This is a genomic window from Microbacterium sp. 05N427 (assembly GCF_056397105.1).
Genome location: NZ_JBFTMT010000003.1, coordinates 43,210 through 67,060 on the forward strand (window position 1 = coordinate 43,210; position 23,851 = coordinate 67,060).

Sequence of the window (23,851 nt, forward strand, 5' to 3'; positions counted from 1 at the left end):
GACGGATCCCGCTCGACGTCCCCCTGATCATCGGCCATCGCGGCGCTCCCGGTTATCGTCCGGAGCACACCGCCTCCTCCTACCGCCTCGCGTTCGCGATGGGCGCGGACGCGGTCGAACCCGATGTGGTGGCGACGAGTGACGGCGTGCTGGTGATTCGGCACGAGAACGAGATCTCCGGGACGACCGATGTCGCCGACCATCCCGAGTTCGCCGATCGGCGCACCACGAAGCCCATCGACGGAGTGCCGCTCACGGGTTGGTTCACCGAGGACTTCACCTGGTCCGAGCTGGCCACGCTGCGCTGCCGGGAGCGCGTGCCCGCGCTGAGGCCCGGATCCGCGGGGTTCGACGACACCGAACCGATCCTGCGGCTGTCCGATCTGCTCGCGCTCGTCACGGAGGCCTCGGCCGAGCACGGCCGCGAACTCGGCGTCGTCCTGGAGATCAAGCACGCCACCTACTTCGCCGGGATCGGGCACGACCTCGCTGCGCTGGTCGAGCGCGCCCTGCGGGCCGCGGGCTGGGGCTCGGGGGAGCATCCGCTGTGGCTCGAGTCCTTCGAGCTGACCGTGCTCGGCGCCCTGCGCACGCGCGGTGTGCGGGGGACCTATGTCTATCTGCTCGAGGCGGAGGGGGCTCCGGCGGATCTCGTCGCGCGGGATGGAGCGGCGGCCGTGGCCTATGCGGAAACCCTCACTCCGGCGGGACTCGACGCCCTGAGCGGCATCGTCGACGGCATCAGCGTGGACAAGCAGATCCTGCTGCGCCCCACAGGGCACGGGCTGGTCGCGGAGGCGCACGCGCGCGGCCTCGTCGTGTTCACCTGGACCTGCCGCCCTGAGAACGCCTTCCTCGACCGCCGGTTCCGCCACGGCGCCCAGGCCGCGTTCGGGGACTACCGGGCGGAATGGGCGGCGATCGGGGACACCGGCGTGGACGGCGTCTTCGTGGATCATCCCGATCTCGGGCAGGTCGCGTTCCGGGGTTGAGCGGGTTCGCCGGGCATCATTCCTACGCGTCTCCTATGCTGACCGCATGGACGGAATCGTCGTGGAGGGGATCGGCCGGTCGTTCGGACGCGTGCGAGCGGTGCGCGATGCGACGTTCCGGGCGGAGACGGGTCGGGTCACCGGGCTCGTAGGGCCCAATGGTGCGGGGAAGACGACTTTGCTGCTCATGCTCGCGTCGCTGCTCGCGCCCGACCGCGGCAGCATCCGCGTCGGCGGCATCGACCCTGTCGCGGATCCCACAGGGGCTCGACGGGTGCTGGGGTGGATGCCCGATGCGCTGGGAGCCTGGCCCTCGCTCACCGTGCACGAGAGCATCCTGACCACGGCCAGGCTGCACGGTCTCGCGCGTGAGGACGCTCAGCGACGTTCGGCCGAGCTGCTGAACCTGGTGGGTCTCGAGAAACTAGCCTCGTCCCCGGCGAAGGTGCTCTCCCGGGGCCAGAAGCAGAAGCTCGGCCTCGCCAGGGCACTCGTGCACGACCCTCAGGTGCTGTTGCTGGATGAGCCGGCCTCGGGGCTCGACCCCGAAGCCCGCGTGCAACTGCGGGTGCTGCTGCGCCGGCTCGCCGCGGAGGGGCGTACCGTCCTCATCTCCAGCCACGTGCTGTCGGAGCTCGAAGAAGTGGTGGACGACACCGTCTTCCTCGTCGCGGGCACGGTCGTGGACGCACCTGCCGTACAGGCGCGCGCGTGGCGGATCCGGATCCTCCACGACCCGCGCTCCGATGACGCAGGGGCGGAGAGTCCCGCAGCGGCGGGATCCGATCCCCGCGCGGGCGTCGCGGCCGCGCTCGGCGTGGCGACGGATGCGCTCGGCATCGACCGGGGCGACGTGCTCGCGGTGTTCGGCGACGACCGCGATGCGGCGGCGGGGCTCGCCCGGCTCATCGGCAGCGGAGTCGCCGTGAGTGCGTTCGCGCCCGCGCAGAGCGAACTGGAGCAGGCCTTCCTCTCTCTCGGGGATTCGCCGCACGACGGAGGGGGCGTCCGATGAGCGTCGCGCGGATCTGGACCATCGCCCGTCTCGAACTCACGCAGCGGCTGCGCAGCGCCGGATGGTACGTGCTGCTCGGGGTGTTCGCGCTCGTGCTGCTCATCGTCACGGTGCTGTCGCTGATGGCGTTCTCGTACAATCCGACGGCGGGAGCCGGGGCGTACTCGGTGATCGTCATGCTGGTGCTGCTGCTCGTGGTGCTGATCTCGCCGACGCTGAGCGGATCCTCGATCAACGGCGACCGCGATGCCGCGACGCTCGCGAGTCTTCAGATCACTCTGGCGAGTACCGGGGACATCATACTGGGCAAACTCCTGGCGGCGATCATCACGGGCTCCGCCTTCCTCGTGGTGGCCGTGCCGTTCCTCGTGGTCGCCATGCTCACGGGGGCGGTGCGCCTCGACGTTCTGCTGGTCTCGCTGCTCGTGCTCGCTGCCGAGATCGTCATCGTCGCGGCGATCGGCGTCGGCTGGAGCGGGCTCGTCGCGCGCCCGCTGTTCTCCGTCGCGAACACGTATCTCGTGGTGGCCGCGCTGTGCGTAGGCACGCTGCTGATCTTCGGGCTCGCCGGATCCGTGATCCGCACCGACGTCGAGGTGCGCGACCGTTCCTGGGATGCGCAGGGCGCACCGATCTGCGACAGCTGGGAGACGAGGACGGCGCCGCAGCAGCGCTTCGATTACGTATGGGGCTTCCTCGCGGCGAATCCGTTCGTGGTCCTCGCCGACGCCACTCCGACGACGTACTCCGAGTACGGCTCCCCGAACGACATGTTCGGGGGGATCAAGCTCGCCGTGCGCTCTGCGCAGCTTCCGCCGCAGACGCTCAACACCTACGACCCGTGCCTGCAGAGTTCCGATGCCGGGCGGCCGACGCCCGAGGAGATCATCGAATCCACCACGCCCAGCTGGTTCGTGGGGCTGGGGATCCAGGTCGTGATCGCGGGCGGACTCTTCGCGGGGGCATGGGCGCGCACGCGCACCCCGGCACGGCGGCTGCCGCCGGGTACCCGGATCGCCTGACGCGCAGGCTCCGCGCGGGTGTCGGGTGCGGCGTCGGCCCGCTTCGATGTCGGCGGTCGGACCTAGACTTGGGAGGTCATGAGCGAAGCCCCTTCCCCCGTCATCCTCCCGCCCGGATCCTCCGTTCGAGGGCCGGCCGGGCCGACCTCCGGCGCCTCCGCCGACGACCTGCTCGCGGGGCTCAACCCGCAGCAGCTCGACGCGGTCACTTATCGGGGCCAGGCGCTGCTGATCGTCGCCGGCGCGGGGTCGGGCAAGACCAGCGTGCTCACTCGCCGCATCGCCCTGCTGCTGCGTCAGCGGGAGGCCTGGCCCAGCCAGATCCTGGCGATCACGTTCACCAACAAGGCCGCAGGGGAGATGCGCGAGCGCGTGGAGCAGCTCGTGGGCGATTCCGCGCGCGGCATGTGGATCTCGACGTTCCACTCCGCGTGCGTGCGGATCCTGCGCCGCGAGGCCGAGCAGTTCGGCTTCACGAAGTCGTTCACGATCTACGACTCGGGCGACTCGCGCGCGCTCATCAAGCGCCTCGTGAAGGAGCATGAGGCCGACGCGTTCGGCTTCACCCCTGCGGCGATGCAGTCGCGGATCTCGAAGCTCAAGAACGAGCTGCAGGACGCGGAGTCCTACGCCCGGCAGGCCAACATGTCGGATCCGGCCGAGCGCGTCTTCATCGAGGTCTTCGCCGACTACCAGCGCCAGCTGCAGAAGGCCAACGCCTTCGACTTCGATGACCTCATCGGGCAGACCGTGTACCTCTTCCGCGCGTTCCCGCAGGTCGCCGACGTCTACCGTCGTCGCTTCCGGCACATCCTCGTCGATGAGTACCAGGACACCAATGCCGCTCAGTACGCCCTGATCCACGAGCTCACCCGTCCGGTGCAGGGCGATGTGCCAGAGCCGTATGCCGCCAACGGAATGATGATCTTCGAGCCCGACCCCTCTGCGGCATCGGGAGCCGACCAGACGGGCGCGTCGCTCACCGTCGTCGGAGACTCCGATCAGTCGATCTACGCGTTCCGTGGCGCCGACATCCGCAACATCAGTGAGTTCGAGCGCGACTTCCCCGGCGCGAAGGTGGTGCTGCTCGAGCAGAACTACCGTTCGACGCAGAACATCCTGTCGGCGGCCAACGCGGTGATCGGCAACAACTTCGACCGCAAGGACAAGAAGCTCTGGAGCGACAAGGGCGCGGGGGAGTCGATCGTCGGCTTCACCGGCTATTCGCAGCACGACGAGGCGCAGTTCGTCGCGGACGAGGTCGAGGCTCTGCGCCGTTCGGGCATGCCCTACGGCGAGATGGCGGTCTTCTATCGCACCAACTCGCAGTCCCGTGCGCTGGAGGAGATCTTCATCCGCTCCGCCGTGCCGTACAAGATCATGGGCGGCACGAAGTTCTACGAGCGTGCTGAGATCAAGGACGCGATGGCGTATCTCGTCGCGGTCGCGAACCCGGCCGACGAGATGGCCGTGCGCCGGATCCTGAACAAGCCTCGCCGCGGCATCGGCGACGTCACAGAGACGTCGATCGCGCGCTTCGCGGAGGAGCACGGGCTGAGCTTCCGCGACGCGCTCGCGCACCCGACCCAACTCGGCGTGGGACCCAAGATCCAGGCGGCGATCGCGCTGCTGGACGCCGTGCTGCGCGAGGCGACCGAGATCATGCTGCCGGCCTCCGGCGAGGTGGCACCGCCCACCGCGGTCGCCGAGGGGCTCACGCTGCTGCTGCAGAAGAGCGGTTACATGGATGCGCTGCGCGCGAGCCGCGACCCGCAGGACGAGGCACGGTTGGAGAACCTCGACGAGCTCATCGCGGTGACCCGCGACTTCGCGCGGAACAATCCAGAGGGCACGATCGCCGACTTCCTCACCGAGGTCGCGCTCGTCTCCGACGCCGACGACCTCGATGACGAGTCGGGGGTGGTCTCGCTCATGACGATGCACACGGCAAAGGGCCTCGAATTCGACGCCGTGTTCGTGACCGGTGTGGAGGAGGACCTCATCCCGCACCGGATCTCGGCGAACGAGCCCGGCGGTCCGCAGGAGGAGCGACGGCTCTTCTACGTGGGCATCACGCGCGCGCGCAAGCGTCTGCACATCTCGCTCGCGATGACCCGCGCGCAGTTCGGCGAGGTCTCGGTCGCGATGCCGAGTCGGTTCCTGCAGGAGATCCCGGCCGAGCTCATCGACTGGCGCCAGTCCCCGGGAGACGTGAACTCGCGCGGCGGGATGCAGTCCCGAGCGCTCAACGCCCGCCGCCCCGGCGGATCCGGAGGGTACGGATCGAGCGGATCCGGCGGCGGATCCGGCGACAGGTTCGCTCCGCGGGCGCTGCCGAAGCGGGACGGGCTCAAGCCGCTTTCGACGGCGATGGACAAGTTCCCGAACCGGGTCACGGGGAAGGTGCGCGACAACGGCGACCTCGATCTCGCCGCGGGCGATCGGATTCGTCACGACGACTTCGGAGAGGGCAAGGTCGAGGCCATCACCGGCGAGGGCGCGAAGCGGATCGCGCACGTCCGGTTCGACACGGCAGGCCAGAAGAAGCTGCTCGTCAAGATCGCGCCCATCGAGAAGCTCTGATCTCCGTCGGGCGGCGGTCGTGCGCGCACGGGACGTGACGAAGGGCGGTCCCGGTTTAGGCTGGGGCAATGGGCCTTTTCTCGCGCCGTAAGAAGCAGGACGACGACGTCACGCCGGAGTCGGTTCCCGCCGCCGCGGAAGCCACTCCGGAAGCCGTGGCGAGCGCGTCCGGCGTCACGTCGTCCGCGGAGCCTGTCGGCGACGCCGCCGCTCCGGTGGTCAACGTCTCGGTGCAGGCCTTCCGTGGCCTGGGCTCTCCCTCCGGCCCTGCCGTCGCCCCTCCCGCCGAGACCCCAGAGGCCGGACACGACCTGATCGATCCCGTCGGGGACGAGACGCCGATCGTGCCCGCACAGGTGCAGACGCCGTCTGGTCGTCCTCCGCTTCCGCTCGCCCCGGTGGATCCGCCGGAGCAGACCGAGTCGATCCCCGGCATGCCCGACAACGCGCTGCTGCGCGACGCCCTTGCGCAGCTCAGCGACGACGCGAGCCAGGCCGAGCTGCTGGGCGTGCTGCGTCAGTCGCTGCAGGGGAACCTCTTCCTGCGCGTGAGCGGCGATGCCGGTGAGCAGATCAAGGAGGGCAAGCCGCTGGCCATCGCGGTCGTCAACGATGGCGAGAACTCCTTCATGCTGGCGTTCAGCTCGGCCGCCGCGGTGCGCGATTCCGTGCAGCAGGGCGACGAGGACCCGGCGGAGACCTCGGCCGTGGTGCAGCCCGTGCAGGCGGTGTACCAGAACGTCGTCGACGGACCGTTCGCGGGCCTCATCATCGACAACGCCTCTGAGCCGCACCGCGTGGTGTTCCCCTCGGAGATCCTGCAGAAGGCGCTGGAGGAGGCGGATCCGACGTTCGCCGTCAAGGCCCTGCTCGCAGCGCCCCGTGAGGCGGACTCCGAGGCGCGCGTCGTCGAGGCGCTCACCACCGCCCGGCTCTGGGTCGCGGTCAGCGACGTCGACGGCGACGGTCAGTACGGCGTGGCGGAGGCGCACACCGCCGATGGCTCGCGCTACCTGCAGCTGTTCAGCCACCCGCTCGAGGTCATCGCGCTCGGCCGCGGCGACCAGCCCCTGCCGTTCACCGCCGAGCAGATCGGCGGCGTGCTGGTGCAGCAGCCCGGGATGAGCGGTGTGCTGATCGACGCCGCGGGTCCCGCGATCGCCGTGGGTCGCGAGGCTCTCGCGCCTGTGATCGCGCTCGCTCCGGCCGAGTGAGAGCGCGTCCAAGGCCGCGCTCCTGCGCTCCTCAAGGTTCCCTGAAGGAAGCCTGAAGAACGCGACCGGTTCCTTGCATACCGGTATTCCGGCTTCCAGGATGGGGTGCATCAGCCCCTTACTGCAAGGAACACCATGAACACCGAGGCATCCTCCACACGCAACCGTCGCAAGATCCTCGCTGTGCTCGCCGGAGGCCTCGTCCTCGGCGTGGGCGCGGCCATCACGCTCGCCGCATGGAACGACTCCGAATTCGCGACCGGCACCTTCACCGCCGGCTCTTTCAACCTCGAGGGATCCACGACCTCCGCGGCGACCGGGTTCAGCAACCACAACGTGACGAAGGGCGACACGGCCGCTGCGTTGAGCTTCAGTGCGCCGTTCAGCAACCTCACGCCGGGCGACGTCGTCTACGCGCCGTTCTGGGTGCGCCTGGACAGCACGACGACGAACAACGCGACGCTGGTGGCATCGACCGGAACCGGCACAGGCGCCAACTCGACCAACATCTCCTACTCCGTGTACTCGATCGCGCCCGCCGCGACGTGCGACGCGACCGCCACCACCGGCACCCTCGTCGCCTCTGGCACCGACCTCACGACCTTCACGACCGGATCCAGCGTCGCCCTCACCAAGGGTGCGACGGCGGGCACGGCGGGCACCGCCACGCAGCTGTGCTTCGTCGCCAMCGCGAAGTCGTCCCTCGCCCAGGGAGGGGCTGCGACCGGGACCTGGTCGTTCACGGCCACCTCGAGCTGACCCATGCCTGACGAGGAGACCACGACCGTCGTGCCGACGCGTCGCCGCCTCCGCACGCGCCGGCGAGGGCTCGCCCTGAGACGGATCAGGGCGGTGCTCGCCGGCGGGCTGGTGCTCGGCGTCGGCGCCACCGTGACGCTCGCGAGCTGGAACGACGGCGAGTACGCCACGGGCACGTTCACCGCCGGGAGGTTCGATGTCGTCGGCAGCATCAACGGCACGAGCTTCGCGAGTCATGCGACCGCGGGCACGGCGATCGCGATGACCTTCGCTGCGGCAGCGGACGCGGCGGCGCTCTCGCCGGGCAAGACGGTCTACGCGCTGTTCAGCGTGAAGACCGCCAACCCCTCGGTCGCCGGCACGGTCAAGCTCACCGCCAGCACCTACGCCGGCGGCACGCTTGCCGACTACCTCACCTACGGGGTGAAGACCGTGACCGCCGCCCAGTGCGCCTCGGCCTCCGACTACGCCGCGGCAGGATCCGCGGTCGTCATCGCAGACGGGGCGACGCTGAACACCTCGGCGGCCGGATCCCAGGTTGTCGCCGCGAACGGCGGGAATCAGGTGAACTACTGCTTCGCGATCACCATGCCCTCGACGGTCGGCAATGGCGCGCAGGGTCTGGCGCTGACCCAGACCTGGCAGTTCGTCGCGACGTCGAGCTGACATCGCACACAGGACGAGAAGGAGAAGGATCGTGACCCAGGCGACGACCCCGGCACCGCTGACCCGCCGTGCTCAGCGCAAGTCGGGCACGACCGCCCCGCGGCGCAGGCCGACGGCGCGCGGCGTGCTGAGCGAGGTGCTGCTCTGGGTCGCCGCGCTGGCCGGTCTGATCTGCATCGTGCTGGTGGTGCTGGCCTTCACGGCGCACATCACCCTCATCATGTTCCGCACCGGATCCATGTCGCCGACGATCCCCGCGGGATCCGTGGCGATCGTCCAGCAGATCCCCGCCGGCCAGGTGCACGTCGGCGACGTGGTCACGGTGGACCGTCCGGGTCAGCTGCCCGTCACGCACCGGGTGCGCGCGGTCGAAGCCGGCTCTTCGTCGAACGAGCGGCTCATCACGCTGCGCGGAGACGCCAACGCGCAGGACGACCCCGCGCCCTATCCGGTCAGCACGGTGCGTATCGTGCGCTTCGCGATCCCCGGTCTCGCGCCCGTCATCGTCGCGTTCGGGAATCCCTTCGTGCTCGGCGGGCTCACCCTCGGTGCGACGGCACTGGTGATCTGGGCGTTCTGGCCCCGGACGAGCGGCCGCGCGCGGCGTGCTGACGAAGCGACCGAGGGCGATCCGGGTTCATGACGACATGGATCCGGTTCGCCGCGACGGTCCTGGTGACGGGGCTGCTGGGGGCGCTGAGCGCGACACCGGCACAGGCCGCGGTCGTGACCGAGACCGTGCAAGGCAGGTATGTGCGGATCGTGTCGAGCGCGGACTGGTCCGCCGCGACGGCGATGACGGACGGCATGAGCGTGCGATGGGACCTGACGGTCAGCGCGCACGCCCCGGATCCGGGTTCCGTGCGGGTGAGCGTCAGCGCGAGCGGCGCCGTGCCGCTCGCGATCGATGTCCGCACGTGCGCGGATCCGTGGCAGGAATCGGGCTGCTCATCGGGAGAGCGCACGCTCCGAGCGGACTGGACGATGCCGCTCGGCGGTCAGCCGGTCGAGCTCGAGGCGATGTCCGCGGACGCCGTCGCGCACCTGCGCCTGGACGTGCGGATCGGTGACGAGGCACGGTACGGCGCGTCCACGCAGATCAGGGTGCAGGCGGACGGATTCGGGGACACCGTACAGATCGGGCCGGGTTCGGAGCATCCTCTTCCCGCGACCGGCGGCGCCATACCGGTGCCCGTCATCGTCGCCGGTGGCGTGCTCGTCTCCGCCGCCGCCGTGTTGCTCGTCGTCGCGGCACGGCGTCGGCGCGACGGGGGCGAGCGATGAACCGCCGTACCGGAGCACGGAGGACGGCCACAGGCGTCCTCGCGGTTCTCGGCGTCGTGCTCCTCGGATTGACCCTGTTCGCCCCGCCGCTGCAGAGGACCGACGCGTCCTACACCGATCCCGAGTTCGCCGGAGGCAGCGGGATCCACGCGGTCCGACTCGTGCCGCCGCAGATCACCGGAGTGTCGACGTGCCGGAGTGCGCTGCTCGGCGGCAACATCATGGTGGTCACCTGGAAGTGGACGGCGCAGACTGCGCCCTACTCCGGTTTCACCGCCGCGGCTGACACGGAGTGGCAGATCGCGGGAACGGCATGGCAGGCGGTGCCCACGACGGGGCCGGATGTGAACGGGGTCTATACGACGACCTTCACCAGCAGCCTGTTGTCGGGGCTGCTGGGCGGCCTGCTCGGCGAGACGTTCAGCTCCAACGTGCGCACCAAGGCATGGACGGGTTGGGTGTCGCCGACCGTGTCGACGCTCACCTACACCAAGCCGATCCTGAGCACTCCGACCTGCACGTTCGTGAACGGGAGCTGATCGAGCTCGCATCCTCGTGCTTGACGCGGTGCGGGTCACTCCGCGAGGCCGCGGGTCACTCCGCGAGGGCCAGTGCGCGGAACATGTCGCGCTCGCGGAGCGCATCTCGGGTGCTGGGCGCGGCAGAAGCGAGCCGGGGAGGCGTCTGGCCCGTCGTGCGGTGATAGAGCTCGTCGATCAGACGAGTGGCGAGGCCGACCAACTGGCCGATCTCGCGATCGTCGCGGTCGATCCAGACCGACTTGGGCTCATCGTGGATGGGCTTGAAGTCGTCGTGCTCCTCCCACACGAACAGCGTGCGCTCGGCGCCGAGAACGTGCTGCTGCCACCACACCTGTCGCAGGTAGGTGCGGGGGATGGACCGCCACGATTTGTTGGTGGTCTTGATCTCCGCCAGCAGGACGCGTCCGTCGGACTCCTGCACGATGCCGTCCGGGGTGGCCAGATGGCGCTTCTCGAGCTCGGCGCAGAACAGCGCCGACGAGGGCATGATGCCGTGCGTGGCCGCAACCCAGGCGGCGATCTCGGGCTCGCGACGCCGGCCGTGGTCGGTGTAGGCGTTGCCGCCGAAGCGAGGTCCCGCGCCGAGTTTCGCGTCCGCCGCGCGGGCGATCGAGCCGTCGCTGGTGAGCCCGGCGACGTCGGTCGCGGTGATGCCGCGCGCCCTCGCGCGCAGCCACGCCACCCGATCGCGGGAATCCGCGATGATGCGCGCTTCGAGCTCCGGGGTCACCCATCGAGGCTACCTCCGCCCACCGACGCCCACGACCTGGCGCGCCGCGTCGCGAGCCACGTCGTGTGCACGGGGTGTTGCCGAGTGCATGGCTTGTTGGCGTCGTGTTTCCATGTGTTCGGCGAGATCCGGTGTTCTCGCGCTTTGCGATGCCGAGTGCACGGGGTGCTGTCGAGTGCACGGGTCGCTGCCGAGTGCACGGGCTGTGTGCGTCGAGTTCCCGTGTGTTCGGTGGGATCCGGTGGTTTCGGTGGGATCCGATGTCCGCGCGGGGTCCGGTGTCTCGGCCGGGTCCTTGTCGTGTCGCGCGGCGTGCGATCGCCCTGCACGGAAGACCACGCGAGGGAGTTTCGCACTGGTTGGGTGATCGCTGCTCAGGCGTGCTCCGCGGGCATTCAAGATGAGGCATGGCACTGATTTCCGAGGCGGGCGTCCCGCGCCGCGAGCCGATCCTGGCGCAGCTCGTGCGTTCGCGGGAGGATCTGATCCTGAACGGCTGGACGGACCGGCGGATCGCGGCCGCCGTGCGCGGAGGCATGCTGTTCCATATCCGCCGTGGCTGGTACATCGACGCGGACGAGCGCTCCGGGCTGTGGCCGGAGGAACAACACAGGGCGCATGTGATCGCCGTGGCGCGGGACGGCCGGGGCGGTGCCGTCGCGTCGCACACGTCGGCGGCGGTGCTCTGGCGGCTTCCGCTGTACCGGATCCGGTGCGCGCGGGTGCATCTGACGACGGGTCCTGTGCGGCGGATCTCGAGCGCACCAGATGTGGCGAGGCACGCGAACCCCATCGATGCCGAGGACGTGGTCGACATCGACGGGATCCGGTGCACATCGCTCGCTCGTACGGTCTTCGATCTCATCGGCACGCTGCCGCTCGAGGCCGCGGTAGCGCTCGCCGACGCCGCAGAACGTCAGATGGCGCTGCGCCTGAGGGAGTGGGACGTCGAGGCTGTGGCCTCCTGGCGATGTGGTCTCTCCCGGCGGTTCGGTGAGGCCCGCGGGATGCGCGGGATCCGGCAGGCGCGATGGGTATTCGCGTTCACCGACGGGCGGGCGGAGTCGCCGGGAGAGAGCGTCAGCCGGCTGCAGCTGCGACGGCTGGGATACGCGCCCCCTGCCCTGCAAGTCCCGATCGTCGGTCCGGACGGCAGCACGTACTACGTCGATTTCGGGATGACCGACGTCGGTTCGTTCGGGGAATTCGATGGGAAGGGCAAGTACCTCGATGAGGCGATGCGCTCCGGCCGCTCGATCGAACAGGTGATCTACGACGAGAAGCGGCGCGAGGATTGGATCCGCGGCAGGACTCAGCAGCGATTCGCCCGGTGGGAGACGGAGCACATCGGCACGCCGCACGCGCTAAGCAGACGACTCGAGTCCTTCGGGATCAGTCCACCGTGACGTCCTTCTTGCGGGCGGATGGTCGCTGCGCGCTCCGACCCTGATCTTGCTGAGTGCACCGGATCTTGCCGAGTGTACGGGTCGTTGCAAGACGATGAAGCGCTCAGGGCGTGGCGGTGCCGGTGAGTGCACGAGTAATTGCCGAGGGCACGGCTTGTTGACGCGAAGGTCCCGTGCGCTCGGCATGATCCCGTGTGCTCGGCGAGTTCCCGTGTGCTCGGCGGGTTTCCGTGTGCTCGGCACCCCCGATGGTCACACGGGCCTCGCTGCGCCTCGATTTGGGGGAGCAGTCGGGATGCCGTAGTCTTGTCATAACCGAAGACCGCTGGTCATCGTCGTGTGCGCGAGCATGAGGCGATCGAAGCACTGCCGGATCATGGATCCGCATGGCAGAGGCCCGCGCAGGTGTCACGAACGATCTCCAGGATTCTGGATCACGCTCCGTGCGCTTGCGCCGGAGCGTTTTTGTTTGCCTGCAGAGCGCGGCGGTCCAGGTCGGTGTTCCACTGCCGTGGAGCATCCCGTACCCATCAAGGAGTGACCATGGCGCAGAAGGATGCATCGGTCGCCGAGCTCACGAAGAATTTCGAGGACTCGAACGCCGTCCTGCTGACCGAGTACCGCGGTCTGACGGTTGCCCAGCTCAAGCAGCTGCGCAACAGCATCCGTCAGGACGCGAGCTACGCCGTGGTGAAGAACACGCTGACCAAGATCGCCGCGAACAACGCGGGGATCACGGCGCTGGACGACGACCTCAAGGGTCCGTCGGCCGTCGCGTTCGTGCACGGTGACTTCGTCGCCACCGCCAAGGCTCTGCGTGACTTCGCCAAGGCGAACCCGCTTCTCGTGATCAAGGGCGGCATCTTCGAGGGCAACGCCCTGAGTGCCGACGAGGTCAACAAGTACGCCTCGCTGGAGAGCCGTGAGGTTCTGCTGGCCAAGGCCGCGGGCATGATGAAGGCGACGATGGGCAAGGCTGCGGCCACCATCGACGCTCTTCGCGAGAAGCTGGAGACCGCTGAGGCTGCCTGAGCCTCCCCGGTCTTTTCCCACAAACCCCATCTATTAGGAGAAACATCATGGCGAAGCTCAACACCGAAGAGCTGCTCGAGCAGTTCGCTGGTCTGACCCTTGTCGAGCTCAGCGAGTTCGTGAAGGCGTTCGAGGAGAAGTTCGACGTCACCGCTGCTGCTCCCGTCGCCGTCGCCGGCGCTGCGGGTGGCGCTGGTGCCGCTGAGGCCGAGGAGGAGAAGGACTCGTTCGACGTCATCCTCGAGGCTGCCGGCGACAAGAAGATCCAGGTCATCAAGGTCGTCCGCGAGCTCACCTCGCTCGGCCTCGGCGAGGCCAAGGCTGTCGTCGACGGCGCTCCGAAGGCCGTCCTCGAGGGCGCCAACAAGGAGGCCGCCGAGAAGGCCAAGGCTTCCCTGGAGGAGGCCGGCGCTACGGTCACCCTCAAGTAATCTCGCGTTTCGACGCTGCGAAGGCCCCGGGTTCTCCCGGGGCCTTCGTGCGTCTCCGGCGGATCCGGCCCGGAAGGAGCCCGGGGGATCCCGTCAGCGTCCGGCGTCGGAGCGGGGCACGGCCGTCGACTGGCGGGCCACGAGCGTCGCCGGGGAGATCACGTGCTCGAGCGGCGCCTCGGCGTTCTGCATCCGGGCCTGCAGTAGACGGACCGCCTCGATGCCCTGCTCCCGCGGATTCTGCCGGATCGTGGTGAGGCTGAACATCTCGGCGTAACGGTGGTCGTCGATCCCGATCACGCTCAGTTCGCTGGGCACGCCGATGCCGAGGCGCTGCGCGGCGATGATCGCGCCCACGGCCGCTTCATCGCAGACGGCGGCGATCGCGGTGGGACGCTTGCGCCGGTCCGCGAGCAGCGCTGCCGCGGTCGCGAACGCCTCGGGGATCGTGGACTGCGTGGGGACGGCACGGATGCGATCCTCCAGCCCCGCGGCCGTCATCGCCTGCCGGTAGCCGTCCAGTCGTTTGCGCTCGCCGAAGCTGAACCGGTCGGCGTCCGCCGCATCGCCAAGGAATGCGATGTCCTCGTGGCCGAGGTCGATCAGATGCTCTGTGGCGACGCGTGCGGCAGCGACGTCGTCGATCGTGACGGTGTCGGCGTGCTCGGCGAACGGACCCACGGAGACGAGCGGCAGCCCGGTGCCTGCCAGGCGCTCGAGCTCGTGCGCCCCCGGTTGCAAGCAGACGGCGATGATCCCGTCGAAGCGCCGCCCGGCCAAAGCGTGGTCCAGCATGCGGGCGCGCTCGTCGCTGCCCTCCGCGGCGCCGTAGAGCGCGAGGTCGAGGCCGTCGTCGATGAGGGCCTGCTGGAGCCCCGCGAGCAGTTCGGCGAAGTACCAGCGGTCCGCCATCGGCATGATGACGCCGATCGTGGAGGTGCGGCCCGTCGCGAGGCTGGACGCACTCGAGTGCGCCGAGTACGCGAGCTCCCGCGCGGCGCGTTCGACGCGCTCTCTCGTCTCCGCCGAGACGTAGCCGTTCCCGCTGAGGGCGCGACTGGCCGTCGACTTCGCCACGCCGGCACGCAGCGCCACATCGATGATCCCGGTCACGGCGACCTCTCCTTGAAAACGGATTCCCTCACCATAGCGATATCTCAGAAAGGATGGAACCGGTTCCTTGAGAGCGGTCCCATACATTCCGCCGCTCCGCCTCGCCCGGTTATGCAGTTGTGATCCAACGCCCGTTGCGCAAAGGGTGGAAGGGTCACTAGTGTCGCCTGGAAGCGGTTCCTGAAGGAACCCCCAGCGCTGGGGAAATCGCCCCCGCGAATTCGAAGGAGAAAACGTATGGGAATGTCTCAGCGACGTCGCCTGATCGCGCCTCTCGCGCTGCTCGCGGTGTCCGGCCTCGCTCTCGCGGGCTGCGCCGAGGGCGGCAGCTCGAGCGGCGGCGACTCGTCCGGCAAGGGGGAGACCGTCAAGATCTCCGGCGGCATCACGGGGTCCGAGGCGGATCTGCTGAACAAGTCCTTCGACCAGTTCACCAAGGACACCGGGATCAAGGTCGTCTACACGGGTGACAAGGGCTTCGAGGGCAACATCGTCACCAAGGTGTCCGGCGGCAGCGCCCCCGACATCGCGATCGTCCCGCAGCCGGGTCTGCTGAAGAGCCTCGTCGGCACCGGTCAGGTCAAGGAGGCGCCTTCCGAGGTCTCTGCCAACGTCGACAAGAACTGGTCGAAGGATTGGAAGACCTACGGCACCATCGACGGCAAGTTCTACGCCGCCCCGATGCTCGCCAACGTCAAGGGCTATGTCTGGTACTCGCCGGCGAAGTTCAAGGAGCTCGGCGTCGAGGTGCCGAAGACCTGGGACGACCTGCTGACGCTCACCAAGACGCTCCAGGGTAAGACCAGCGCCGCACCGTGGTGCGCGGGCTTCGCCTCCGGCGACGCCTCGGGCTGGCCGGGCACCGACTGGATCGAGGACCTCGTCCTGCGCCAGAGCGGCACCGACGTCTACGACAAGTGGGTCGCGGGCGACGTGAAGTTCACCGACCCGCAGATCAAGCAGGCCTTCGACGCGGTGGGCTCCATCCTCCTCGATCCGAAGTACGTCAACGCGGGCTTCGGCGACGTGAAGAGCATCAACTCGACCGCCTTCGCGGACGTCGCGGCCAAGGTCGCCGATGGCACCTGCCTGATGACGCACCAGGCCTCCTTCCTCTCGTCGAACTTCCTCGACGTGAAGACCAAGGCGGGCGCAGCTCCCAAGGTCGCCCCTGACGGCGACGTGTACGCGTTCGTGCTCCCCGGTCTCAAGGAGGGTGAGAACACCATCGAGGGCGGCGGCGAGTTCGTCGCAGGGTTCACCGACAGCGCCGCGACCAAGAAGGTCCTGGAGTTCATGTCTTCGCCGGAGTTCGCGAACGCCCGCGTCAAGCTCGGCGGAGTCATCTCGGCCAACAAGAACGCGGATGCCTCGCTCGCGTCCAGCGAGTTCCTGCAGGACGCGATGAAGACGCTGCAGGATCCGAAGACCACGCTGCGCTTCGACGCGAGCGACCTGATGCCGGCCACGGTCGGTTCGGGCTCGTTCTGGAAGGGCATGGTCAGCTGGGTCGACGGCAAGCCGACGGATCAGGTGCTGAGCGACATTCAGGCGGGCTACAAGAACTAGTCTGAGTACCACCTGGGAGGCTGCGGGGTTCGTCCGCTGACGCGGGCGGCCCCGCAGTCGTCTCCAGGTAGGTCCTGAAAGTGTTCATCGTCGAACCGTCAAAGGGGTCCACATGTCGCAAACCACAGCGACCAAGACCACGCGATCCGATCGCAAGACCGAGTCCGTGAGCTCTGGCCGCACGACCGCATCCCGATCCGTCACGATCGGCGCCTACATCGTGGGCGCCGTCGTGATCCTCGGGGTCTTCATCGCTCTCATCGCCGGTGGCCCGGCGGAGAGCCCGAGGCCGACGTCGCTCGGCTTCTCTCTGAACAGCTTCTTCACCTGGCTCGGCGGGTTGAACCCGCTGCTGCAGATCCCGCTCGTGCTGCTCGTCTTCGGCATCGTCGCGGGGGTCCTGCTGCTGCTCATCGAGTTCGCGCCACGGCACGGCAAGGGCTACTTCTGGCTACGCCTGGTGGCCTGCTTCGTCATTCCCGTGCTCGCGTTCATGATGCTGCGCCCATACCAGAACGCCGTGGTGTACGTCATGGTGATCGCCTTGGTCGCCGGCGGGCTGCTGTTCTTCGCCGACTACCGGGCGCGCGAGGGCTCCGGCTACCTGTTCCAGCTCACGCTGTTCATGGCGCCGGCCACTCTGCTGCTGATCGTCGGCCTCATCTATCCGGCCGTGAGCACGATCATCCAGTCGTTCTTCGACAAGACCGGCAAGGATTTCGTCGCGCTGCAGAACTACCAGTGGGTGTTCACGAACCCTGAGGGCTTCTGGTCCGTCATCAACACGCTGATCTGGGCGCTCATCGCACCGATCGTGTCGACCGTCTTCGGGCTCGCCTACGCGGTCTTCATCGACCGCGCCCGCGGCGAGAAGATCCTCAAGGTCTTCGTGTTCATGCCCGTCGCGATCTCGTTCGTCGGCGCGGGCATCATCTGGAAGTTCATCTACGACTTCCGCCAGGGCGATCAGATCGGTCTGCTGAACGCGATCGTGACGCTGTTCGGCGGCAAGCCGATCTCGTGGCTGGACACCACTCCGCTGGTCAACACGATCTGCCTGCTCATCGTCTTCATCTGGACGCAGACCGGTTTCGCCATGGTGATCCTGTCCGCCGCGATCAAGGCGGTTCCGACGGAGCAGATCGAGGCGGCGTCGCTCGATGGCGCGAACGCCTGGGAGAGGTTCCGCAACGTGACGGTGCCGGGGATCCGCTCCTCGCTCATCGTCGTGCTGACGACCATCACGATCGCGTCGCTGAAGGTCTACGACATCGTCGCCGTGATGACCGGCGGCCGTGCCAACAGCACCGTGCTGGGCTTCGAGATGGTCAATCAGCAGCAGCGGTTCCAGAGCTACGGGCATTCCTCGGCGCTCGCCGTCGTGCTGTTCCTGTTCGTGCTGCCGCTCATCATCTACAACGCCCGGCAGATGGCCAAGCAGAGGGAGATCCGCTGATGAGTGCGACACAGGCCGTGGTCACCGACAACCGCACCAAGCGCCAGGTCGAACGCGACACCCGCCGCAACGAGGCCACCGCACAGAAGCGGCTCACCTCGAGAGGCGCCACGATCGCCGCGGTGATCATCGCGATCTTCTGGACGATCCCGACCCTCGGACTGTTCGTCACGTCGTTCCGCCCCGGCGCCGACTCGAACAGCACCGGATGGTGGACGGTGTTCGTGAACCCGTCGTTCACGCTCAGCAACTACGCCGATGCGCTGACCTCGGGCGGCACGGCGCTGACGCTCGGCGCCTCGTTCGTGAACTCCCTCGCGATCACGATCCCGGCCACGGTGATCCCGATCTTCATCGCATCGCTCGCGGCCTACGGCTTCGCGTGGATGAACTTCAAGGGCAAGAACCTCGTGTTCGTGTTCGTGTTCGCGCTGCAGATCGTGCCGATCCAGATGGCCCTCGTACCGCTGCTGTCGCTGTTCTCGCGCGGGCTCACGCTGTTCGGCACGCAGATCTTCCCCGGCTTCACCCTGCGCGATGTGGACCACAGCTTCGCGACGGTGTGGATCGCGCACGCGATCTTCGCCATGCCGCTGGCGATCTTCATGCTGCACAACTTCATCGCCGAGATCCCGAGCGAGGTCGTCGAGGCCGCGCGCGTGGACGGGGCAGGACACGGGCAGATCTTCTTCCGCATCATCCTGCCGCTCGCGATGCCGGCCATCGCGTCCTTCGGGATCTTCCAGTTCCTGTGGGTATGGAACGACCTCCTGGTGGCGACGATCTTCGCGCCGGAGTCCTCGTTGCCGCTGACCCAGACGCTGAACTCGCTGTCCGGAACCTGGGGCAACCAGTGGTATCTGCAGTCTGCGGGAACGTTCATCTCGATCATCGTTCCGCTGATCGTGTTCTTCGCCCTGCAGCGGTTCTTCGTGCGCGGCCTGCTGGCCGGCGCGACGAAGGGCTGACGCCGGTCAGAGCGTGCAGATGGCCGCATCCCGCTCTGGGATGCGGCCATTTGCGCACTTTGAAACGCGAGCGCCGGGGGAGAATGGCCGGATGACACGTCGCCTCGCTCTCGTCCTCGGGATCGTCGGGGTGGCCATCGCGCTGGTCACGGCGGTGGTGCTGGCGACCTCGCCCGCCGTGATCGTGTCGCTCGACGACGCGTGGAACCTGGAGATGGTCGAGTGGCGAGGCTCGGTGCTCGTCGGCGGGGCGCTGATCATGAACGTGCTCGGCGGGGGATGGGTCGCGACGATCCTCACCCCGCTCCTGATCGCGGCCCTCGCCTGGCTCGTGCGCGGCTGGCGGGGTGCCCTGTTCGCGCTGATCGCCTTCGCGGTGAGTGCGGGCATCGTGCAGCTCGTGAAGAAGGCGCTGGGCCGAGCACGCCCGCAGGATCTGCTGATCGCCTCGGATTTCGGATCCTTCCCGTCCGGGCACACGGCGAATGCCGCGACCCTCGCGGTGGTGCTGTGGTTCCTGTTCCCGATGCTGTGGGTCGCGATCGGGGGAGCGGTATGGACGGTGGCGATGGGGTTCTCGCGCACTGTGCTCAGCGTGCACTGGTTCAGCGACACGGTCGGCGGCGCGCTGATCGGCGCCGGCGCCGCCTTCCTGGTGGCCGCCGTGCTGTGGCGCTGGGTGCGGCTGCCGCCCGTGCTCGACGGCGCCGAGGCGCGGGATCCCGGGGCCGATCCGCCTCGCTAGGCTGAGGGGATCCGCAGGGCCCTGAGCGAGCGTAGCGAGACGAAGGGCGCCGATCGAAAGGCACTCCGTGGCACGCATCCGACCGTTCCGCTCCGAAGACGTCGAGGCGCTCTCCGACGTGTGCGTGAAGACCGCCGACGTCGGCAAGGACGCGTCCGGGATGCTCGAGGACGATGCGCTGTGGGGCGACCTGTTCGCGGTGCCCTACGCGCTGCGCGACCCGGAGCTCTGCTGGGTCGTCGAGGCGGAGGACGCGAGGGTGATCGGCTACATCGTCGCCACCGATGACACGAACGCGTTCGCCACCTGGTTCCGGGACGAGTGGTGGCCCTCGCGCCGCGATCGTTACCGTGCGTCCGGCGCGGCCGTGCCGACGCCGCAGGACCGCTTCCTCGCCTACGGCGACCGTCAGGCGCCGGGGGATGACCCGATCGTGCGGGAGTACCCGGCGCACCTGCACATCGACCTGCTGCCCGAGACCCAGGGCCAGGGCCTCGGACGCCGCCTCATCGACACGCTGCTGGCCGAGCTCGGCCGGCGCGGCGTGCCGGCGCTGCACCTCGGGATGAACGCCGACAACCTCTCCGCGGGCGCGTTCTACGAGCGGCTCGGCTTCACCGAACTCGCCTCGGGCGAGGGCAGCACCACCTACGGGATCCGGATCCCTGCGGCCTGACACGCGCCTGGACCGCGGCGTCGCCGTTTTAGCGCCCGCGCTCTGGAGGACTTTTGCAACTCTGCAGGACGATCCCGGCGGATCCGTCCTGCAGAGTTGCAAAGATCCTGAATCCGGCGGGCAAACCAGAGCCAGGAGAGACCCTGGGCCGTGAAACGAGTGAAGCGCCGACCCGTGGATCTCGGGGCGGCGCTTCAATCTGGCGGTGACGGCGGGATTCGAACCCGCGGTTGCTTGCACAACACACGCTTTCCAAGCGTGCTCCTTCGGCCGCTCGGACACGTCACCAGGAATACAACCTGATCATCCTATCCGATGCGATGGGATGATCCTGACCGGGCGGCGGATCCACCACGTCTGCCCGGAAGGCGACGACGCACAGAGCCGCCGGGCGGGCGGCGGGTCTGCGTGCCAGGATGAGAACGACCGTGAAGGAGAGGGCAGCCGTGAGCGACGCACAGCATCCGTCGAGGCGCCGCTGGGCGCTGCAGATGCAGCAGCCGCTGCCGTCGTCCACGGTGTTCGACCGGATCGCGTTCCTCATCGGCACGGCCGCGGCAGTGTGGCTGGCGGTCATCATCTCGATCGAAGGCGTCCGCTCGCCGTGGGCGCTGCTGCTCTTCGTTCCGGTATGGGCGATCATGGCGTACCTCGTGCTGCCGCGGATGCACCGACTGCTGAGCGACCTCTACGTGCCCGACTACTTCTTCGGGCGGACCCGCACGGGGGACGGGCTGCTGGGGGATCCGGTCAATCTCGGGGTCGACGGCACGGCGGCCCAACTCGATGACGTCATGACGGGCGCGGGCTGGCATCGGGCCGACGAGATCACGGCTGCGTCGACCTGGGGGATCATCGTCTCCACGCTCACCCGGCGCAGTTATCCGACCGCGCCGGTGTCGCCGCTCATGCTGTTCGGGCGCCGCCACGACGTGGCCTATCAGCAGGAGGTGGCGGGCAATCCCAAGCAGCGCCACCACGTGCGCTTCTGGCACTGCCCTCCCGGCTGGCTGCTGCCCGGCGGCGCCAAGACCGACTGGCTCGGAGCCGGCACCTACGACACCGACGTGGGCCTCAGCCTGTTCACGCTGCAGGTCACCCACCGGATCGACGAGAACACCGATGTCGAGCGCGACTTCGTGGTGCAGAGCGCGCGCGAGGCCGACCCCGCGGTGCGCGTGCGGGACCTCCGCGACTTCACCACCGGTTACCACTCCCGCAACGGCGGCGGTGATCGGTTCATCACCGACGGGCATCTGCCGATCATCGATGTGACCCGGGTGCGGGCGGCCGCGCGTGAGCATGAGGAGGACGGGGCCGACGAACAGTTCGGCACGGACCCCGCAGCGGACCGCCCGGGCGAGGGGCGTGGTGAATCACTGCGCACGACGGCCGAACGGTCGATGCGGCGGGCACCGCTGTCGACCTTCTTCGCGGTAGGGATCGTCGTCCTCGGCGCCGCCATCGACGTGCTCGGTCTGACCGTCGGCGCCGCCGCCGATCCCGGCGTGCGGTCGGTCTTCGCGTCGTCACCGCCGGAGGTGGTTGCCGTCATGGTCGGCGTCCTCGGCTTCGGGGTGCTCATCTCGCTCGCCCAGCTGCTCATGGCCTGGTTCGTGCTGCGTCGTGGGCGCCGGTCCCGCGCGATCCTGATGGTGCTCCTCGCGATCGGCGTGATCTCCACCGCGATCGACTACCTCGACGGCACCGCGACCCTCGGCCTCAACGGCACCCTGCTCTCCGCGTCGCTGCAGTGCCTCGCGCTGCTCGCCCTGTCGAGCGAGTCGGCGGGCGCCTGGGCGCGTCGGCGCTCGCAGAACGCGCACACCGACTGAGGCGGCGTCTCGCACGCCCACGCCGCTGCCCGCCGGCGGGGCAGGCCGCTCCCGCCGACCGAACTAGGATCGCTGGGTGCCCACCCCGAAGATCGTGCTGTTCTACGCGTTCGCGCCCCTGCCGGATCCCGAGGCCATCCGCCTCTGGCAGCGGGACCTGTGCGAAGCCCTGCAGCTGCGAGGACGGATCCTGATCTCGCCGCACGGCATCAACGGAACCCTCGGCGGCGACCTGCCCGCCGTGAAGAAGTGGCTGCGCTCGTTCCGCGCCTACGCGCCGTTCCGCGAGGCGGACGTGAAATGGAGCGAGGGCACCGCGGTCGACGCGAATGGATACAGTGCTGACTTCCCCAAGCTCAGCGTGAAGGTGCGCGACGAGATCGTCTCGTTCGGCGCTCCGGGGGAGCTGCAGGTCGACGAGCACGGTGTGGTCGGCGGCGGCACCAGGCTGAGCCCCGATGCGCTGCACGAGCTCGTCGCGGAACGCGGGGACGACGTCGTGTTCTTCGACGGGCGCAATGCACTGGAGGCCGGGATCGGCCGGTTCCGCGGCGCGGTCGTGCCGGACGTGGAGACCACGCGCGACTTCGTGGGACTGCTCGACTCCGGCGCGTACGACGACCTCAAGGGCCGGCCCGTCGTGACGTACTGCACGGGCGGGATCCGCTGCGAGGTGCTGTCGAGCCTGATGGCGGCGCGTGGGTTCGGCGAGGTCTACCAGCTGGAGGGCGGGATCGTCCGCTACGGCGAGCGGTTCGGCGATGACGGGCTGTGGGACGGATCCCTGTACGTGTTCGACGCGCGCGGATCCGTCGACTTCTCGGATCATGCGGCCGTCATCGGCGTGTGCGCAGGGTGCGGCGCGGCGACGAACCGCACCGCGAACTGCCCCGACCCKTCGTGCCGGCACCAGGCGGTGGTCTGCCCGACGTGCGCGGCCGTGCCGTGCGAGGAGCACACGACCACGGTCTGAGCGCAGGATGGGAGCGCGCGAGGGGCGAGGGGCCCCGGCGCTCGGTGAACAGTGCGGAACATCACTCTCCGGTATGACGACGGCCGTTCCCGCGCGCCGTAGCGTGGACGGCATGGACCTCCTGAACGCCTGGCTGCTGCACGCCGCAGGTCAGCTCTGGCTGTTCCCCGTGCTGCTGGTGTTCTTCTTCATCGACGGCTTCGCGACGATCCTGCCCAGCGAGACGGCGCTGGTCGCCCTCGCCGCGCTGTCGCTGCACAACGGAGAGCCGAACCTCGTGGTGCTCGGACTGATCGCACTGGTCGGCGCGGTCGCGGGCGACAACATGGCGTACCTGCTCGGTCGCACGATCGGCACCGAGCGCTGGGCGTGGATGCGCCGGCCGCGGGTGCGCAAGATGTTCGAGTGGGCGCGCTACGAGCTCGACAAGCGCGGGGCAGCGCTGATCTTCACCGCGCGATACATCCCGTGGGGTCGGGTCGCCGTGAACTACATGGCGGGCCAGACCGGATTCCCGCACCGCAAGTTCTTCCTCTACGACTTCTTCGCGTGCGTCACCTGGGTCGCCTACGCGCTCGGCATCGGACTGCTCGCCGGCCAGTGGGTGCACCAGAACCCGCTGCTGGGCGTCGGGATCGCCGTGGTGTTCGCCGTCATCCTCGGGTTCGGCATCGACCATGTGCTGCGCTGGTGGCACGGGCGCCGCGGGGACGCACAGCCGGCGCGTCCGGGTTCTTCCCCCGCGGTCGCGTCGTCGGCCGAGGCGGGGCAGGAGCCTGCGCCGGTGGCCGGGCGGCGGGCGCCCGGGTCGTCCGAAGGATCCTGAGCCGCCCGGTCCAC

Annotated in this window: 23 protein-coding genes and 1 tRNA gene; 21 read left to right on the top strand and 3 right to left on the bottom strand. The window is 68.7% G+C overall.

Going from position 1 to position 23,851, the window contains the following annotated elements; all coding sequences use genetic code 11:
• Nucleotides 1-5: 5 nt before the first annotated feature.
• The 10 genes from AC1DG4_RS03985 to AC1DG4_RS04030 all read left to right on the top strand — a co-directional run bounded on the left by AC1DG4_RS03985 (nt 6) and on the right by AC1DG4_RS04030 (nt 10,074).
• Nucleotides 6-992 (top strand): glycerophosphodiester phosphodiesterase family protein, encoded by a 987-nt coding sequence (locus AC1DG4_RS03985; protein ID WP_477377336.1) that lies wholly within the window; start codon nt 6-8, stop codon nt 990-992.
• 46 nt (nt 993-1,038) lie between these two features.
• The gene (locus AC1DG4_RS03990) at nt 1,039-2,007 is read left to right on the top strand and encodes an ABC transporter ATP-binding protein (RefSeq protein WP_477376332.1); all 969 of its coding nucleotides are present in this window, start codon (nt 1,039-1,041) and stop codon (nt 2,005-2,007) included.
• Nucleotides 2,004-3,029 (top strand): ABC transporter permease, encoded by a 1,026-nt coding sequence (locus AC1DG4_RS03995; protein WP_477376334.1) that lies wholly within the window; start codon nt 2,004-2,006, stop codon nt 3,027-3,029. Before AC1DG4_RS03990 ends, AC1DG4_RS03995 begins: the two co-directional genes overlap by 4 nt.
• Before the next feature lie 78 nt (nt 3,030-3,107).
• Nucleotides 3,108-5,612, top strand: a complete 2,505-nt coding sequence (locus tag AC1DG4_RS04000) for an ATP-dependent helicase (RefSeq protein ID WP_477376336.1) — start codon at nt 3,108-3,110, stop codon at nt 5,610-5,612.
• Nucleotides 5,613-5,680: 68 nt separating this feature from the next.
• Nucleotides 5,681-6,826 carry an SseB family protein gene (locus tag AC1DG4_RS04005; RefSeq protein WP_477376338.1) on the top strand — a complete coding sequence of 382 codons (1,146 nt, stop codon included), beginning with the start codon at nt 5,681-5,683 and terminating at the stop codon, nt 6,824-6,826.
• A gap of 135 nt (nt 6,827-6,961) precedes the next feature.
• Complete coding sequence (locus AC1DG4_RS04010) at nt 6,962-7,585, top strand: SipW-dependent-type signal peptide-containing protein (RefSeq protein ID WP_477421088.1); 624 nt, start codon at nt 6,962-6,964, stop codon at nt 7,583-7,585.
• Nucleotides 7,586-7,588: 3 nt separating this feature from the next.
• Complete coding sequence (locus AC1DG4_RS04015; protein ID WP_477376342.1) at nt 7,589-8,251, top strand: SipW-dependent-type signal peptide-containing protein; 663 nt, start codon at nt 7,589-7,591, stop codon at nt 8,249-8,251.
• Nucleotides 8,252-8,282: 31 nt separating this feature from the next.
• Nucleotides 8,283-8,894: a signal peptidase I gene (locus AC1DG4_RS04020; RefSeq protein WP_477376343.1), complete on the top strand. Its 612-nt coding sequence runs from the start codon at nt 8,283-8,285 to the stop codon at nt 8,892-8,894.
• Nucleotides 8,891-9,535: an LPXTG cell wall anchor domain-containing protein gene (locus AC1DG4_RS04025; RefSeq protein WP_477376345.1), complete on the top strand. Its 645-nt coding sequence runs from the start codon at nt 8,891-8,893 to the stop codon at nt 9,533-9,535. Before AC1DG4_RS04020 ends, AC1DG4_RS04025 begins: the two co-directional genes overlap by 4 nt.
• Nucleotides 9,532-10,074, top strand: coding sequence for a hypothetical protein (locus AC1DG4_RS04030; protein WP_477420187.1), 543 nt, complete (start codon nt 9,532-9,534; stop codon nt 10,072-10,074). Before AC1DG4_RS04025 ends, AC1DG4_RS04030 begins: the two co-directional genes overlap by 4 nt.
• A gap of 55 nt (nt 10,075-10,129) precedes the next feature.
• On the opposite strand, the gene AC1DG4_RS04035 is transcribed toward AC1DG4_RS04030, so the two are convergent.
• Nucleotides 10,130-10,807, bottom strand: coding sequence for a YqaJ viral recombinase family protein (locus AC1DG4_RS04035; protein ID WP_477376349.1), 678 nt, complete (start codon nt 10,805-10,807; stop codon nt 10,130-10,132).
• A 407-nt stretch (nt 10,808-11,214) separates the two neighbouring features.
• Between AC1DG4_RS04035 and AC1DG4_RS04040 the strand changes: the two genes are divergently transcribed.
• From AC1DG4_RS04040 to rplL, 3 genes are all read left to right on the top strand, one after another.
• Entirely contained in the window at nt 11,215-12,213 is a 999-nt protein-coding gene (locus AC1DG4_RS04040; protein ID WP_477376351.1) for a hypothetical protein, read from the top strand.
• Between the two features lie 543 nt (nt 12,214-12,756).
• Nucleotides 12,757-13,245, top strand: coding sequence for a 50S ribosomal protein L10 (gene rplJ / locus AC1DG4_RS04045; RefSeq protein ID WP_105686198.1), 489 nt, complete (start codon nt 12,757-12,759; stop codon nt 13,243-13,245).
• 47 nt (nt 13,246-13,292) lie between these two features.
• A complete protein-coding gene (gene rplL, locus AC1DG4_RS04050; RefSeq protein ID WP_477376354.1) occupies nt 13,293-13,676 on the top strand; it encodes a 50S ribosomal protein L7/L12 in 384 nt (127 codons plus the stop codon).
• Nucleotides 13,677-13,769: 93 nt separating this feature from the next.
• Here rplL and AC1DG4_RS04055 read toward each other — a convergent pair whose 3' ends face one another.
• The gene (locus AC1DG4_RS04055) at nt 13,770-14,789 is read right to left on the bottom strand and encodes a LacI family DNA-binding transcriptional regulator (protein ID WP_477376356.1); all 1,020 of its coding nucleotides are present in this window, start codon (nt 14,787-14,789) and stop codon (nt 13,770-13,772) included.
• A 237-nt stretch (nt 14,790-15,026) separates the two neighbouring features.
• Between AC1DG4_RS04055 and AC1DG4_RS04060 the strand changes: the two genes are divergently transcribed.
• The 5 genes from AC1DG4_RS04060 to AC1DG4_RS04080 all read left to right on the top strand — a co-directional run bounded on the left by AC1DG4_RS04060 (nt 15,027) and on the right by AC1DG4_RS04080 (nt 20,203).
• Nucleotides 15,027-16,358 carry an ABC transporter substrate-binding protein gene (locus AC1DG4_RS04060; protein WP_477376358.1) on the top strand — a complete coding sequence of 444 codons (1,332 nt, stop codon included), beginning with the start codon at nt 15,027-15,029 and terminating at the stop codon, nt 16,356-16,358.
• 112 nt (nt 16,359-16,470) lie between these two features.
• Entirely contained in the window at nt 16,471-17,814 is a 1,344-nt protein-coding gene (locus AC1DG4_RS04065; RefSeq protein WP_477376360.1) for a carbohydrate ABC transporter permease, read from the top strand.
• Nucleotides 17,814-18,782 carry a carbohydrate ABC transporter permease gene (locus AC1DG4_RS04070; protein WP_477376362.1) on the top strand — a complete coding sequence of 323 codons (969 nt, stop codon included), beginning with the start codon at nt 17,814-17,816 and terminating at the stop codon, nt 18,780-18,782. The genes AC1DG4_RS04065 and AC1DG4_RS04070 overlap by 1 nt, the downstream gene beginning before the upstream one ends.
• Before the next feature lie 91 nt (nt 18,783-18,873).
• Nucleotides 18,874-19,527 (top strand): phosphatase PAP2 family protein, encoded by a 654-nt coding sequence (locus AC1DG4_RS04075; RefSeq protein WP_477376364.1) that lies wholly within the window; start codon nt 18,874-18,876, stop codon nt 19,525-19,527.
• Nucleotides 19,528-19,594: 67 nt separating this feature from the next.
• On the top strand, nt 19,595-20,203 hold the full coding sequence (locus AC1DG4_RS04080) for a GNAT family N-acetyltransferase (RefSeq protein ID WP_477376366.1): 609 nt from the start codon (nt 19,595-19,597) through the stop codon (nt 20,201-20,203).
• Between the two features lie 200 nt (nt 20,204-20,403).
• Here AC1DG4_RS04080 and AC1DG4_RS04085 read toward each other — a convergent pair.
• Nucleotides 20,404-20,491 (bottom strand) — tRNA-Ser (locus tag AC1DG4_RS04085).
• A 158-nt stretch (nt 20,492-20,649) separates the two neighbouring features.
• Here AC1DG4_RS04085 and AC1DG4_RS04090 point away from each other — a divergent pair.
• From AC1DG4_RS04090 to AC1DG4_RS04100, 3 genes are all read left to right on the top strand, one after another.
• Nucleotides 20,650-22,038 carry an LssY C-terminal domain-containing protein gene (locus tag AC1DG4_RS04090; RefSeq protein ID WP_477376368.1) on the top strand — a complete coding sequence of 463 codons (1,389 nt, stop codon included), beginning with the start codon at nt 20,650-20,652 and terminating at the stop codon, nt 22,036-22,038.
• A 76-nt stretch (nt 22,039-22,114) separates the two neighbouring features.
• Entirely contained in the window at nt 22,115-23,011 is an 897-nt protein-coding gene (trhO, locus tag AC1DG4_RS04095) for an oxygen-dependent tRNA uridine(34) hydroxylase TrhO (protein ID WP_477376370.1), read from the top strand.
• 112 nt (nt 23,012-23,123) lie between these two features.
• A complete protein-coding gene (locus AC1DG4_RS04100; protein ID WP_477376372.1) occupies nt 23,124-23,837 on the top strand; it encodes a DedA family protein in 714 nt (237 codons plus the stop codon).
• Nucleotides 23,838-23,851 lie beyond the last annotated feature (14 nt).

What these genes read in the sequence shown, in the direction of transcription:
- AC1DG4_RS03990 (WP_477376332.1), top strand. Translation starts at nt 1,039, where the DNA reads ATGGACGGAATCGTCGTGGAGGGGATCGGCCGGTCGTTCGGACGCGTG.
- AC1DG4_RS03995 (WP_477376334.1), top strand. Translation starts at nt 2,004, where the DNA reads ATGAGCGTCGCGCGGATCTGGACCATCGCCCGTCTCGAACTCACGCAG.
- AC1DG4_RS04000 (WP_477376336.1), top strand. Translation starts at nt 3,108, where the DNA reads ATGAGCGAAGCCCCTTCCCCCGTCATCCTCCCGCCCGGATCCTCCGTT.
- AC1DG4_RS04005 (WP_477376338.1), top strand. Translation starts at nt 5,681, where the DNA reads ATGGGCCTTTTCTCGCGCCGTAAGAAGCAGGACGACGACGTCACGCCG.
- AC1DG4_RS04015 (WP_477376342.1), top strand. Translation starts at nt 7,589, where the DNA reads ATGCCTGACGAGGAGACCACGACCGTCGTGCCGACGCGTCGCCGCCTC.
- AC1DG4_RS04025 (WP_477376345.1), top strand. Translation starts at nt 8,891, where the DNA reads ATGACGACATGGATCCGGTTCGCCGCGACGGTCCTGGTGACGGGGCTG.
- AC1DG4_RS04030 (WP_477420187.1), top strand. Translation starts at nt 9,532, where the DNA reads ATGAACCGCCGTACCGGAGCACGGAGGACGGCCACAGGCGTCCTCGCG.
- AC1DG4_RS04040 (WP_477376351.1), top strand. Translation starts at nt 11,215, where the DNA reads ATGGCACTGATTTCCGAGGCGGGCGTCCCGCGCCGCGAGCCGATCCTG.
- rplJ (WP_105686198.1), top strand. Translation starts at nt 12,757, where the DNA reads ATGGCGCAGAAGGATGCATCGGTCGCCGAGCTCACGAAGAATTTCGAG.
- rplL (WP_477376354.1), top strand. Translation starts at nt 13,293, where the DNA reads ATGGCGAAGCTCAACACCGAAGAGCTGCTCGAGCAGTTCGCTGGTCTG.
- AC1DG4_RS04060 (WP_477376358.1), top strand. Translation starts at nt 15,027, where the DNA reads ATGGGAATGTCTCAGCGACGTCGCCTGATCGCGCCTCTCGCGCTGCTC.
- AC1DG4_RS04065 (WP_477376360.1), top strand. Translation starts at nt 16,471, where the DNA reads ATGTCGCAAACCACAGCGACCAAGACCACGCGATCCGATCGCAAGACC.
- AC1DG4_RS04070 (WP_477376362.1), top strand. Translation starts at nt 17,814, where the DNA reads ATGAGTGCGACACAGGCCGTGGTCACCGACAACCGCACCAAGCGCCAG.
- AC1DG4_RS04075 (WP_477376364.1), top strand. Translation starts at nt 18,874, where the DNA reads ATGACACGTCGCCTCGCTCTCGTCCTCGGGATCGTCGGGGTGGCCATC.
- AC1DG4_RS04100 (WP_477376372.1), top strand. Translation starts at nt 23,124, where the DNA reads ATGGACCTCCTGAACGCCTGGCTGCTGCACGCCGCAGGTCAGCTCTGG.